11 protein-coding genes are annotated in these 12,641 nt (G+C 73.7%); 3 read left to right on the plus strand and 8 right to left on the minus strand.

Annotation, left to right across the window (positions count from 1 at the left end):
- Window positions 1-10 precede the first annotated feature (10 nt).
- Together J7E94_RS06775 and J7E94_RS06780 are read right to left on the minus strand one after the other, a co-directional pair.
- The gene (locus tag J7E94_RS06775) at window positions 11-793 is read right to left on the minus strand and encodes a serine protease (RefSeq protein ID WP_215013212.1); all 783 of its coding nucleotides are present in this window, start codon (window positions 791-793) and stop codon (window positions 11-13) included.
- A gap of 117 nt (window positions 794-910) precedes the next feature.
- On the minus strand, window positions 911-1,375 hold the full coding sequence (locus J7E94_RS06780) for a hypothetical protein (protein WP_215013214.1): 465 nt from the start codon (window positions 1,373-1,375) through the stop codon (window positions 911-913).
- Between the two features lie 153 nt (window positions 1,376-1,528).
- Between J7E94_RS06780 and J7E94_RS06785 the strand changes: the two genes are divergently transcribed.
- On the plus strand, window positions 1,529-2,818 hold the full coding sequence (locus J7E94_RS06785; RefSeq protein ID WP_215013216.1) for an ATP-binding protein: 1,290 nt from the start codon (window positions 1,529-1,531) through the stop codon (window positions 2,816-2,818).
- A gap of 123 nt (window positions 2,819-2,941) precedes the next feature.
- On the opposite strand, the gene J7E94_RS06790 is transcribed toward J7E94_RS06785, so the two are convergent.
- The 5 genes from J7E94_RS06790 to J7E94_RS06810 all read right to left on the minus strand — a co-directional run bounded on the left by J7E94_RS06790 (window position 2,942) and on the right by J7E94_RS06810 (window position 8,134).
- Window positions 2,942-3,538 (minus strand): hypothetical protein, encoded by a 597-nt coding sequence (locus tag J7E94_RS06790; protein ID WP_215013218.1) that lies wholly within the window; start codon window positions 3,536-3,538, stop codon window positions 2,942-2,944.
- Window positions 3,535-5,142 carry a serine/threonine-protein kinase gene (locus J7E94_RS06795; protein ID WP_215013219.1) on the minus strand — a complete coding sequence of 536 codons (1,608 nt, stop codon included), beginning with the start codon at window positions 5,140-5,142 and terminating at the stop codon, window positions 3,535-3,537. Before J7E94_RS06795 ends, J7E94_RS06790 begins: the two co-directional genes overlap by 4 nt.
- 99 nt (window positions 5,143-5,241) lie before the next feature.
- Window positions 5,242-6,498 carry a Tm-1-like ATP-binding domain-containing protein gene (locus tag J7E94_RS06800; protein ID WP_215013220.1) on the minus strand — a complete coding sequence of 419 codons (1,257 nt, stop codon included), beginning with the start codon at window positions 6,496-6,498 and terminating at the stop codon, window positions 5,242-5,244.
- Window positions 6,499-6,546: 48 nt separating this feature from the next.
- Window positions 6,547-7,026 (minus strand): NUDIX domain-containing protein, encoded by a 480-nt coding sequence (locus tag J7E94_RS06805; protein WP_215013221.1) that lies wholly within the window; start codon window positions 7,024-7,026, stop codon window positions 6,547-6,549.
- A 52-nt stretch (window positions 7,027-7,078) separates the two neighbouring features.
- The gene (locus tag J7E94_RS06810; protein ID WP_215013222.1) at window positions 7,079-8,134 is read right to left on the minus strand and encodes a cation diffusion facilitator family transporter; all 1,056 of its coding nucleotides are present in this window, start codon (window positions 8,132-8,134) and stop codon (window positions 7,079-7,081) included.
- A 151-nt stretch (window positions 8,135-8,285) separates the two neighbouring features.
- Between J7E94_RS06810 and J7E94_RS06815 the strand changes: the two genes are divergently transcribed.
- Window positions 8,286-10,661 carry an FHA domain-containing protein gene (locus J7E94_RS06815; protein WP_215013223.1) on the plus strand — a complete coding sequence of 792 codons (2,376 nt, stop codon included), beginning with the start codon at window positions 8,286-8,288 and terminating at the stop codon, window positions 10,659-10,661.
- Window positions 10,658-11,338, plus strand: coding sequence for a hypothetical protein (locus J7E94_RS06820; protein WP_215013225.1), 681 nt, complete (start codon window positions 10,658-10,660; stop codon window positions 11,336-11,338). The genes J7E94_RS06815 and J7E94_RS06820 overlap by 4 nt, the downstream gene beginning before the upstream one ends.
- A gap of 32 nt (window positions 11,339-11,370) precedes the next feature.
- Here J7E94_RS06820 and J7E94_RS06825 read toward each other — a convergent pair whose 3' ends face one another.
- Window positions 11,371-12,621, minus strand: a complete 1,251-nt coding sequence (locus J7E94_RS06825) for a streptophobe family protein (protein WP_215013228.1) — start codon at window positions 12,619-12,621, stop codon at window positions 11,371-11,373.
- Between the last annotated feature and the right edge of the window lie 20 nt (window positions 12,622-12,641).

The raw sequence follows: 12,641 nt of genomic DNA on the forward strand, positions 1-12,641 counted from the left end.
GACAAAAGCATTAGGAGGTGACGGACGCCTCACGGTAGAGCTCCACCGCCTGGTCGCCCATCACCGCGCTGTACGAGACCTCCGGAACGGTCCCGCCGCCCTCGTAGCCGCCGAGCACCCCCGCCAGCGCGCCGTCGACCAGCCAGGGGCTGCCGCTGGTGCCGCCACTGAGGTCCGGGCAGCCGATCCGGCGCTGGGTCTCGGAGAGCAGCGCGGTGGTGTTCGCGCAGCGCAGCGGGGCCTCCAGGCTGCGCGGGTAGCCGATCACGGTCACCGTGGCGTCCGACGGCTGCTCCGCGGCCACCGGGAAGCCGCCCACGAGATCCTCGACGGCCGCGGTCTGCCCGCCGTCCACCGGCGCCACCGTCGCGAAGGCGATGTCGGCATCCGGGTCCGCGCCATTCCGCCAGCCCGGCGCGACGTACACGCTGGTGAGCTTCCAGACGCCGTACGGGGCCTTGCCGTCCCGGTAGCCCGGCGCAAACACCGTGGTGACCGCGGGGTCCAGGCAGTGAGCGGCGGTGGCGATCACATCGCGGCCGTCGCTGCGCACCACGGAGGCCGTGCAGAAGTGCCCGCCGTCCAGCCCGCCCGCGAACAGGGCGCCCACCCGGTCCGCCTCCGCGTCCGACAGGGCCTGCGCGGTGACGCCGAGCGGCGGCCCGGCCACGGCGTCGGGCAGGTCCACGCTCACCAGCGCGGCCATGGCGCCCAGCGCCGGCAGGATCTGGGACGCCCGCCGGGCGCGAGCGCCCGAGCGGCCGCCTCTTCGGGGGTGGGTGCGGTGGATCATGAGGCGAGCCTGCCCGGCGAACCTATGTCCGGAGCCCGGAATTCCGTATGAATCCGCTGTGAATCCGGTGGACCCGGTGTGAAGGCCGGGCACCTCCAGCGGGCGGCCCCGGCCGGGCTACTGCGGGCCGCGCCGCTCGTAGACCGTCACCCGGCGGCCCCGGACCTGCCGGTCCTCCACCACCGTGAACCGCTCCCGCAGGACCGCCGCCTTCGCCTTGTCCCGCTCCGCCGATGACGCCGCCTTCGCCACCTTCGCCGCGTCCGTCACCAGCAGCACCCGCCGCTGCGCGAGCAGCGCCGCCCGTATCCGCGCCGGGTCCGCCTCCTCGCCCTTGAGGGTGGCCGAGGCCACCCGGGTCCGGGCCAGCGCCACGTCCGCCAGCCCCGTGAAGGCGTACGGGGAGACCAGGGCGGTGTCCCGGCGCGCGGCCGGGACGAACAGCACCGCGTCCCCGTCCCGCTTCAGCCGGGCCACCTCACCGGCCACCGCCAGGACGTCGTCGACCCGGCTCGCCGGCGCCCGCTTGCCCAGCTCCACCGGCAGCAGCGCCAGCACCGCCACCCCGACCACGCCCGGCACGAGCAGGCCCGACGCCCGCGGGTGCCGGGGCGCGAACAGTCTATGGACGGCACGGACGGTTTCCGGACCGGCTGTTGTGCACTGCGGAGCGTGATCGTTCGGCCCGCTCGCCCCTAGCCTCGCCGCAGGAGCACGAACGAGGGGCGGTACCCGGTGAACTGGCTCATCCACGACTACCGCGAGAGCGATCTCGCCGCTGTGGTCCATCTGATCGACACGACGGCCGAGCTCGGCCAGGAGTCCGTCTTCTCACTCGCCGAGTGCATCAGCGCCCTGACCGACCGGCAGCCGTGCGTCGTCGCCGTCCACCAGGGTGTCCCGATCGGCGCCGCCCTCGCCTGCGTCACCGGCGAGCGGGCCTGGGTGATGCGCATCGCGATCGCCGCCGGCTGGCGCGGCCGGGGACTCGCCAGCGCCCTGCTCGTCGAGCTGGAGCGGCGGCTCATCGCCGCCCGCGTCGGGCGGATCGCGTACGTGCTGCCGGAGGAGGACCTCCTCGGCGAGGGCCTGCTCAACGCCGGCTACACGCGCCAGCCCGCCGTAGCCTACTTCGAGAAGACCGAGCCGCTGCACGGACCGGCGGCCGGGCTCCTCGCCGACCTCGGCGGCCGGTTCCTGCAGGGCGACCTGTGGACCAAGGTCGCCGGCATGGAGAAGGAGAAGGACCTCATCGAGCGGCGCGTGGTGCTGCCGCTCGCCGAGCCAGAGCGGGCCGCCTCCCACGGGGTGCGCCCCCCGCGCGCCATCACCCTCTTCGGCCCGCCCGGCACCGGCAAGACCACCTTCGCCCGCGCCATCGCCTCGCGCCTCGGCTGGCCCTTCGTGGAGCTGCTGCCCTCCCGCCTCGCCGACGAGGGCAACCTGGCGGCTGCCCTGCGCGACGCCTTCGCCCGGATCGCGGAGCTGGAGCGGGTGCTCGTCTTCATCGACGAGGTCGAGGAGATCGCGCCCGTACGCACCGAGCCCGCGCAGCCCGGCGGGATCCACGGGGTGACGAACGAGCTGCTCAAGCTGATACCCGGCTTCCGGGAGGGCGACGAGCGGCTGCTGGTCTGCGCCACCAACTCCATCCGCTCCCTCGACCCGGCCTTCCTGCGGCCCGGGCGCTTCGACCACCTGATCCCGATCGGCACCCCGGACGCGGGTGCGCGCGCCGCGATCTGGTCCCGCTACACGGCCGGGCGCGGGGACGTCGATGTGGCGGCGCTGGTGGCGGCGACCGAGCTGTTCACCCCGGCCGACATCGAGCACGCGGCGCGGATCGCGGCGCAGGTGTCCTTCGAGCGGGACCTGGAGGCGGTGGGCGCGCGGGGCGCGGCGGCCGCGCAGCTCGGCGCGACCACGCAGGACTACCTGGCGGCGGCCCGGCAGTGCCGGCCGACGGTGACCCCGGCGATGACCGGCGAGTTCGAGGCGGACATCACCGCCCACGCCCGGTTCTGAACTCCGTCCCCCGGTTGCGGCGGGGGACGGGATGACGCTGTGCGTCGAAAGAATGGCCCGCAGCCACTCCCCGAAGCGGCTGCGGGCCTCCCGCGCGGACTTGTGGTCCGCCCGCCGGCACGGCTAACGGGAACAGCGGTACGTGAACTCCGCCGCGGCGGTGGCCTGCCCGGGCGACAGCAGTTCGAGCTCGGCCTTCGCGGGATAGGTGCCCGCGCCCTGGAAAGTCCACAGCAGGTGCAGCCGGGCCTCCCGCTGCCCGCTCGGCACCCGCTCGGTCAGCTGCCCGGAGTGCGTGCCGTCGCTGCGGAGCCAGCGGTACGTGAGGATCCCGGGGCGCCCGTTGGTCCGTACGACGGCCACCACATCGGCCGCCGCATCGCAGGCCGGGCCCTTCGGATCGGTGGTCACGGCCACCTCGCGGACCTCCAGGGCGGGTCCGAACCGCTGCCACCCCAGGTACGCGAGGACCGCGGCCAGCACGACCGCGGCGAGCGTGTACCGCCGCAGGCCGGCGCCCCGCCGCCGCGGGGGCGGGGCGGTGACGACCACGGGGAACGGCGCTGGCATGGCCGCCGTGACCCCAGGCCCGAACCGGAGCACCGATCCCTCGACCCGGTCGGGGGCGGCGTCCGCCGGCGGCGGGGGCCCGCTGAACCAGTGGCTGCCGAGGACGGTGGCGCTGTAGTCGTCGTCCTGGGGGGCGTACGGATCGCTCATCGGGGAACCTCCTGCACCTGGCAGCGCAGCAGCTGCTCCGAGGCGGATGCGGACGTGTTCCCGGCCGCGGGCTTGGTGGTGACCCGGACACCGCCGTAGCAGCCGCCCTCTCGGGAGAAGGTGTGGCTCTTGACCACGGAGGCCGACGAGCCGGCCGGCACGGTGAAGGTCTCCGTGCCGGCCGGCACGGAGAAGGAGCCCTGCCGCTGGTCCTGGAACCACTCCAGGACGACGGTGACGGTCCCGGTGCCCTCGGAGGCGACGCTGACGGTCCCATCTGCCCGGTAGACGCCGGGCTTCAGCGCGACGTCGACCTTCGTGACCCGCAGCGTCGGGGTCGGCGTGGGGCTGGGCGTCGGCTTCGTGGTCCAGCTCGGGGTCGGCGTCGGGGGCGTGGTCGGGCTGTACGACGGCGACGGCGAGGCCGACGCGGACGGGCTCGGGGACGCCGACGGGCTCGGCGACGGGGACGCCGAGGGCGAGGCGGACGCGGACGGGACCGGGGCCGGGGAACCCGGCCCGGGCGGGCCCGGGCTCGTCGTGGCGAAGGCGCTCAGCGCCGAGGCCCCGCCCGGGGTTCCGCCGATCGCGTCCGTCGTGAGCACCAGCACCGCGCCCAGCACCAGCGCCACCCCCGTCGCGAGCCAGCCGCGCCGTCCCGGGGCCCAGCCGGAGCCGGACCCGGTGCTCAGCGTGGTCGTCGCCAGCGAGGTGATGCCCTCCGCCGGAGGGCTCGCGGAGGGGAACAGCAGCGGCAGCAGCGCGGCCAGCGCGGCCAGCTTGCGCTGCCCGCGCTCCTCCCACTGCGGCCCGTACGCGGCCAGCGCGACGCCCTCCAGCTCCGCCACGAACGCCTCGGCGTTCTCGGGCCGCTGCTCGGGCACCTTGGCCAGACCCCGCCTGATCAGGGGGCGGACCGGCTCCGGGGCCTCGGTCTCGGGCACCGGCGCCTCGATGTGCTGGACCGCGAGCTCCGCGAAGTTCTCCCCGTCGAAGGGCTTGCGCCCGGTGAGGCACTCGAAGAAGGTGGCCGTCGCCGCGTACACATCGGCCGCGGGCGACGCCGGCCGGCCCTGCCACTGCTCGGGGGCCATGTAGGCGGGGGTCCCGGCCACGCCGGGCGTGGTCCCGCGGCCCGCCGCGATCCCGAAGTCCACCAGCTTCGACGAGCCGTCCGCCGCGACCAGCACGTTCTCCGGCTTGTAGTCCCGGTGGACGACACCCGCCCGGTGCGCCGCGGCCAGCCCCAGCAGCGAGCCCTTCAGCACCACCAGCGCGGCCTCGGCGTCCGCCCGCCCGGCCCGCTTCAGCAGCGGCCGCAGGGAGATGCCGTCCACCAGCTCCATCACGATGGCCGCGCCGCCGGGCGCCTCCACGTACTCGTACAGCCCCACGACGTACGGCGACCGGAGCCCGCCCAGCAGGCGGGCCTCGGCCCGGAATTCCCGTACGAAGGCGGGGTCCTGGCGCATCCGGTCGCTGAGGTACTTCACCGCGACCGCCGTGCCCGTACCGTCGTGGACGGCGAGCACCACGCGGCCGCTGCCGCCCGAGCCGAGCTCGCGGATCTCCGTGTAACCGGGAACCGCCCACGCGTTCGTCATCGTTCCCGTCCCCCTGCCTGCCGTGGCGCCACTGCGACCCTGGGGACGCGGTTTGCGCCACGGCCGGTTCCCCACCGTGGGGGTGACCCGCCGGGTGGCTCAGGCCGCGGCGGACACCGCGCCGATCATGGCGTGCAGCCGGTCGGCCGCCGCCCGTCCGAAATCAGGGTCGTTGATGTGGGTGTCGTAGTCGTAGAGCCGTGCGGCGCTGCCCCGCAAGCCCTCGCGCAATGCCGAGAACAGGGCCAGGTCCGCGTCGGGGTCATGGTAGGGCCCGCCCGGCGCGCCGAGCGTGGACAGTCCGCGCAGTGGGATGCAGACGGCCGTGGGACCGGTCGCCGTACGGAGTTTGGCGGCGACCCGGCGGCCCAGCTCCGCGCCCTCGGCCTCGGTCGTACGGATCACCGTGATGGACGGGTTGTGGACGCGGACCCGCCGGTAGCGGACCTGCTCGGGCAGGGTCTCCAGCGGGCCGAACTTGACCATGTCCAGCGCCCCCAGGCTCACCACCTGCGGAATCCCGGCCCGTCCCGCCGCGCTGAGCCGGTCGGGGCCCGCGGTGAGGATGCCGCCGCACAGGTCGTCGGCGAGCTCGCTGAGCGTGAGGTCGAGGACCCCCGCGAAGATCCCCTGGCCGGCCAGGGTCTCCAGGGTGCGTCCGCCGGTGCCGCTGACGTGGAAGACCAGCACCTCGTAGCCCAGTTCGGTCAGCCGTTCGCGGGCCGCGTCCACGCCGATGGTGGTCACGCCCGCCATGCTCGCCGCGATCAGCGGGCGGTCGCCCGCTCCCAGCCGGGCCGGGCGGCGGAGCTCCCGCGAGGCCCGGGCGAAGGCCTTGGCCATCCCGGCGATCGCCTCCACCGCGTTGGCCAGGACGGGCGCGGAGATGCTGTTGATCCCCGCGATGTCCACCACGCTGTACATCATCGTGATGTCCGAGGAGCCGACGTACGGGGCCACGTCCCCGGATGCCATCGACGAGACCATCAGTTTCGGTACTCCCAGCGGCAGGGCGCGCATCGCCCGCGTGGCGATGGAGGTGCCGCCGCTGCCGCCGATCGCGAGCACCCCGTCCAGCCTGCCCTCGGCGTGCAGGCGCAACAGGGTCGCCTCCGCGCCCTGGGCCATCGTGGTGACGGCCGCGCCCCGGTCGGCGGCCGTGCGCAGTTCCGACAGTTCCGTCCCCGCCGCCCGGGCCACCGCGTCCCGCGGCACGTCCGCGGGCACCCGGGGCTCGCCCATCACTCCCGTGTCGACCAGTACCACCTCGACGCCGGCGCGCAGCAGCCCTTCGCGCAGCCAGCCGTACTCCACACCCTTGGTGTCCAGGGTTCCCACCAGCACGACGTTCGTCATATGTGCAATGTCCATGCAGGTGGTGACTGTTGGCAAGTAAAGGTCGAGTCAACCCTTCAGTAACCCCAGCAGCCGCTCCAGAAAGGGAAGTTGAGAGGCAATCAGCTTCTTTTCGGCCATCGCGGGAGCGAACCAGGCCACCCGGTCCAGCTCGGGGAACTCCTGACCGGTCCCGGAGTGCGGTGGCCATTCCATGGTGAAGGTCCCCGGCACCATCAGCGCGGGATCGAGATCCGCCTCCACCGCCCAGACGGTCACCAGCTTCCCGCTGCTCAGTCGCACCTCGCCGAGCGGCAGGTACTTGCCCTCCGGCGGCGGCAGCCCCAGTTCCTCGGTGAACTCCCGGCGGGCCGCGTCCCGAGGCGTCTCCTCCGGTGTGTACTCGCCCTTCGGGATGCCCCAGCCGCCCGCGTCCCGCCCGGCCCAGAGGGGGCCGCCCAGGTGACCGAGCAGGACCTCGACCCCGCCGTCGGACCCCTGGCCGGTCCGGCGGAACAGGAGCAGCCCGGCACTGCGCTTGTTCGTCATGGATCCATGTATGCCCCGTACGGAGACGACGAGACGGGTCAGCGGCCGGCGGTCAGTGTTCGTGCGGGCCGTCGCGGTGGACTGGTCCGTGCGCGTCCGCGCAGTGCGGGTCGGCGCCCGCGTCGAAGGAAGCCGGCTCGCCCGCGTGGCCGACCGTGAGCAGGGAGTCCTGCTGGTGGTCCACCTGGAGGGTGGTGTGGGTGATCCCGTACTCCTTGCCCAGCAGCCGCTCCAGGTCCCGGCGTACGGCGTGGCAGTCACCCGCCGGCTCCACCAGCACGTGCGCCGAGAGCGCCGCCTGCCCGGAGGTGATGGTCCAGATGTGCAGGTCGTGCACCTCGGTCACCGGCGGGTGGCGGACGAGCCGGTCGCCCACCGCGTCCGGGTCCACATGGGCGGGGGCGGCCTCCAGGAAGATCCGTCCGGACTCGCGCACCAGCCCATAGCCCGCCTTGACCATCAGCAGCACCACCACGAGGGTGGCGATCGCGTCGGCCTGCCGGAACCCGGTGGTGAGCACGATCAGACCGGCGGCGGCCGTCCCGATGAACGCGAAGAGATCGTTCAGGATGTGCTGGTAGGCGCCCTCGACGGCCAGCGAGGACCGGTTCGCCTTCGAGATGAACCAGGCCGCGGCCACGTTGACGACGATGCCCGCGAGCGCCGTCACCAGGACCAGGCCGCCCTCCACCGGCGGCGGGTCCAGCAGCCGCCGCACCGCCTCGTACGCCAGCCAGACCGCCAGCAGGAGCAGAGTCAGGCCGTTGGCCTGGGCGGAGAGTATCTCCGCCCGCTTGAGGCCGTAGGTGAACCCGCCGCGCGCCGGGCGGGCGGCCAGCCGCATCGCGATCAGCGCGAGGACGATCGACACGGCGTCGGTCAGCATGTGGGCGGCGTCGGAGATCAGGGCCAGCGACTGGGCCACGACGCCGATGACCACCTCGACCGCCATGAACGCGCCGATCAGGCCGAGGGCGATCGCCAGCCAGCGCCGGTCGGCGTCGGCGGCCACGCCGTGGCTGTGACCGCCGTGCCCCTTGCCGTGACCGCCGGGGCCGGGGCCGGGGCCGTGGTCGTGGCCGTCGTGCGCGTGGTCGTGCCCGCTCATGGCATCCCCCGTTTGTTCGGTTCCGACGCGTGAAGTGAAGCGCACCTTGCCGCGATCGGCAAAGGCTGCAACGGGGACCGTTGTCATTCCCTATAAGGACTGTCTGACCTGCGGTTATGCCGGTCCGGTCGGATCGTGGGAAAATCTGTTCATGGTCCAGCGCCCCGGTGTGCCGCCCGCGCCCGAACTCGTCCTGGAGACTGTCAGGGGCTCCACGGAGATGAGCCCGGGCCGGACTTACCACGTTGGCAGGGATCCTCACTGCGAGGTCTGCCTCGACGATCCCCGCGTCTCCTGGCACCACGCGGTCCTGCGCCCCGATGGCGACCACTGGACCGTCGAGGACGAGGGCAGCACCAACGGCACGTGGGCGGACGGCCACCGCATCAAGGCGTGGAGCGTCGGCCCCGGCAGTGAGCTGCGCTTCGGCAACCCCGAGGACGGCCCTCGCGCCGTGCTCGTCGGCCGTGGCCCCCGCCGCGCCGCCGCGTCCAGGCCCTCCGGGGTCTGGAAACCGTCCCTCACCGGCACCTTCCGGCAGCCCACGAGCATCCGCCCGATGGCCGCCCGTACCGCGCTGCGCATCGGCCGCGCCCCCGAGAACGACCTCGTCATCGACGAGCTCATCGTCTCCCGCCGGCACGCCGAACTGCGCGCCCTCGCCGACGGCACGTATGAGATCGCCGACCTCGGCAGCCACAACGGCACCTACCTCAACGGCGTCCGCGTCGACCGGACCGCCCCCGTCGCCGAGGGCGACATCGTCGGCATCGGCCACTCCGCCTTCTGCCTCGTCGGGGACCAGCTCCAGGAGTACGTGGACACGGGCTCGGTCTCCCTCGACGTCCAGGACCTCACCGTCGCCGTCGACCGCGGCCGCAAGGTCCTCATGGACGGCGTCTCCTTCCCCGTCGGCGCCAACTGCCTGCTCGCGGTCGTCGGCCCCAGCGGCGCCGGCAAGTCCACGCTGCTCGGCGCGCTCACCGGCCTGCGCCCCGCCGACAGCGGCACCGTCCTCTACGACGGCCGCGACCTCTACCGCGACTACGCCGAACTGCGCAGCCGCATCGGCCTCGTGCCCCAGGACGACATCCTGCACGCCCAGCTCACCGTCCGCCGCGCCCTCCTCTACGCCGCCGAACTGCGCTTCCCGCAGGACACCGCCAAGGCCGAGCGCGAGGCCCGGGTCGACGAGGTGATCCGCGAGCTCGGCCTCGTCCAACGGGCCGACCAGTCCATCCACAGCCTCTCCGGCGGCCAGCGCAAACGGGTCTCCGTCGCCCTCGAACTGCTCACCAAGCCGTCCCTGCTCTTCCTCGACGAACCCACCTCCGGCCTCGACCCCGGCATGGACCGCTCCGTCATGCACATGCTGCGCGGCCTCGCCGACGACGGCCGCACCGTCATCGTGGTCACCCACAGCGTGCTCAGCCTCAACGTCTGCGACCGACTGCTCTTCCTCGCCCCCGGCGGGCGCGTCGCCTACTTCGGCCCGCCCGACGAGGCCCTCGCCTTCTTCGGCTTCGAGCAGTGGCCGGAGGCGTTCGAGGCGTTCGAAAACCAGCAGGACCGCGACTGGGCGGGGGAGTACCGCGCCTCGCCGGCCCACCGCCGCTACGTCGACGTCACCGCCGGCCAGTCCTGGCGTGCCGGGGAGAGCGAACAGCCGGCCAGAGCCGCGCCCCCGCCACCGCCGAAGGCGCAGAGCTGGGGTTCCCAACTGTCCACCCTGATCCGCCGGTACGCCGCCGTGCTCAGCGCCGACCGTACCTTCCTCGTCATCATGATCGCGCTGCCGTTCATGATGGGAGCCATGGCCCGCGCACTGGCAGGGAGCACCCTCACCGCCGAGACGGCGCTGAACGCCCTGCTCATCCTGACCATCGGCGGAGTGCTCACCGGCGCCGCCAACGCCGTCCGCGAACTCGTCAAGGAACGCGTGATCTACCAGCGCGAACGCGCCGTCGGGCTGTCCCGCTCCGCCTACCTGATGTCGAAGGTGGTGGTGCTCGGCGCGATCACCGTCGGCCAGGCCGCGGTGCTCACCCTCGTAGCTCTCGGCGGAGTGAAACTCAACGCGCCGGACGGCCAGGGCGTCCTCATGCCACCGCTGATCGAGATCACCCTCGCCGTCGCCCTGCTGTCCTTCACCGCGATGATGCTGGGGCTGCTGATCTCCGGCCTGGTCCGCAAGGAGGAGGTCACCATGCCACTTCTGGTCCTCCTCGCCATCGTGCAGGTCGTCTTCTGCGGCACCCTGCTGAAGCTCTACGGCGTCGCAGGCCTCGAACAGCTGGCCTGGTTCGCGCCGGCCCGGTGGGCGATGGGCGCGATGGGCGGCACCATCGACCTCGCTGCGATCGTCCCCGGCAGACTCACCCAGGACCCGATCTACGACCACGAGGCCGGAGTGTGGCTGATCAGCATCAGCATGCTGGTGGCCCTGTCCGTACTCTTCGGCGTGCTGGTGTCCCGGCTGCTGCGCCGGTACGAGCCAGCCGTGATGCGGAAGCAGCCGCGGCGATGACCTTCCGGGACGGCCCCTCCGACTTCCATCCCACCCACGTCGTCCCCCAGGAGGGCATGGCCGCCTGGGAGGCCCCCGACGTGACCCGGCCGACCGCACCCCTGGACCCCTTCCTGCCCGTGCAACTGCTGTCCCGCAGCGGGGAGTGGGGGGAGATCCTGTGCGCCAACGGGTGGTCCGCCTGGGTCGACGGACGGCTGCTGGTCGCCGTGCCGCAGCCGCCGCCCACCGCCGGAGGGCCGGCCCCGGCCCGTGCCGAGGACCCGCGGCCGCACCTGGACCGGACGGCGGGCGCCCTGGACCTCTACCGGCACGCCGTCGGCGACCTCGCCGAGGGGAGGGTCGACAGCGAGCAGTTCGGCCGCTCCCTGCGGAACCTGCGGGCCGGGATCGTCATCGACGGGGCGTCCGTCTGGGTCTACGACGAAACGGCGGGACGGTGGATGTACGGCGACGGGACCCGCCTGGCGACCTACGCGGTCGCCGCGGGACCGGGGGCCCCGCACGCGCCTGCGCCGCCGCCGACGCAGACGAGTGTGCACGGGGTGGCCGACGTACGGGAAAATCCGCGACCACCGACGGCCGCGGCGCCCCCGACCGGCCCGCCCCAGCGGGCGGCGGAACACGAGCCGACCCGGATCGTGGACACCCCCGGAACCGGGACCCGGGACGAGTGAACCGGGGGCGGGGGCGGGGGCGGACCCGAACGTCAGTCCGCGGTGACCCCCTCGACGCGGCCGCGGCGGCGGAGCGGGCGGGCCAGGAGGGCGCCCAGGAAACCGGCCACCGCGCCCCAGAGGAGGGCGAGGCCGACCGTACGCCACAGCACGGGCGTGAGCCGCACCGTGCCGCCGAGGCTGTCCACGTCGCCGAGGCCGAGCAGGGAGAGGCCGAACTGGGCCTGGACCCTCGAGAGCAGGCAGACCGCCAGCGTCGCCAGGGCCAGGGCCACGGCGAGGTGCAGCGCGTGCTGCCAGAGGCGGACGTGGGCGGGGGAGCGTACGGCGGCCAGCACGCCCGTGCCGAGCAGCAGGACGGCGGCCACGGCCACCAGCCACCACGCCCGGGAGTCCTGCCGGGCGAGTGAGGCCACGTCGACCATCGACAGGTCGGGGCCGCGCACGACCCGGTCCAGCAGCTGCGGCATCGGCAGCCCGAAGGGGCCCTCGACCCTGCCCTCCCAGGCGCCGCCGAAGCCGAGGGTCAGGGCGAGCCAGACCAGGTTCGGCAGCCCCAGCATGAGCACCGCCAGGGTGCGGGTGCCGTGCCCCTGGGTCGCGGCCACCACCAGGCCGGCGCCGAGGCCGAGGACGACGTACGCGAGGAGCAGCAGGGTCGTGGCGAAGGCCGCCGGGCGCACGGCCGCGTGGAAGCGGACCAGCCGGGCGGGCAGCGGTGCGCGGCGGGAGACCAGCAGGGAGATGAGCAACAGGCCCAGGATCCACAGCAGTCCGAAGAGCAGGGTGGCGGGCAGGTCGGCCCGGAAGCCCACCGTCGGCGCCGAGTCGAGGAGTTCACCGATCTGCCCGAAGGGGGAGTCACCGGTGGAGATGCCGAAGCTCTGGCGGGCGAGGAAGGCGGACCCGGTGAGCACCACGAGCCAGAGCAGCACCAACGGGGCTGCGCGGGCCAGCAGTTCACGGAGCCGGGCGACTGCCCGGTTGTGCAGCGGGCGCAGGAAGCAGTACCCGGTGGTGAGGGCTCCGGCCAGACTCACCGAGAGCGGCAGCAGGGAGAGGGTCGCGTCGGCTCCCGCGAGGAAGCCGGCCCCGCCCGACAGCTCGACCGTGCCGCCGGCCGCCATCACGACGACGGCCGCGACCACGTGCGGGAAGGCGCCGCCGGGCAGGCCGCCCGCACCGGCACAGGCCAGTCCGGCAGCGGCGACCGCGGTCATCACCGCGAATCCCGCCACGACCGCCACGAGGGCGTCCCGCCATGCCTTGGGTGTGGGGCTCACCCGTTCACCGTAGGCAGCCT

Origin of the sequence: Streptomyces sp. ISL-94 (assembly GCF_018614075.1) — a bacterium.
GTDB lineage: Bacteria > Actinomycetota > Actinomycetes > Streptomycetales > Streptomycetaceae > Streptomyces.

Excerpts from the sequence above, each read along its gene's own strand:
- J7E94_RS06820 (WP_215013225.1), top strand. The coding sequence starts at position 10,658 with ATGACCTTCCGGGACGGCCCCTCCGACTTCCATCCCACCCACGTCGTC.
- J7E94_RS06810 (WP_215013222.1), bottom strand. The coding sequence starts at position 8,134 with ATGAGCGGGCACGACCACGCGCACGACGGCCACGACCACGGCCCCGGC.
- J7E94_RS06805 (WP_215013221.1), bottom strand. The coding sequence starts at position 7,026 with ATGACGAACAAGCGCAGTGCCGGGCTGCTCCTGTTCCGCCGGACCGGC.
- J7E94_RS06790 (WP_215013218.1), bottom strand. The coding sequence starts at position 3,538 with ATGAGCGATCCGTACGCCCCCCAGGACGACGACTACAGCGCCACCGTC.
- J7E94_RS06795 (WP_215013219.1), bottom strand. The coding sequence starts at position 5,142 with ATGACGAACGCGTGGGCGGTTCCCGGTTACACGGAGATCCGCGAGCTC.
- J7E94_RS06800 (WP_215013220.1), bottom strand. The coding sequence starts at position 6,498 with ATGACGAACGTCGTGCTGGTGGGAACCCTGGACACCAAGGGTGTGGAG.
- J7E94_RS06775 (WP_215013212.1), bottom strand. The coding sequence starts at position 793 with ATGATCCACCGCACCCACCCCCGAAGAGGCGGCCGCTCGGGCGCTCGC.
- J7E94_RS06815 (WP_215013223.1), top strand. The coding sequence starts at position 8,286 with ATGGTCCAGCGCCCCGGTGTGCCGCCCGCGCCCGAACTCGTCCTGGAG.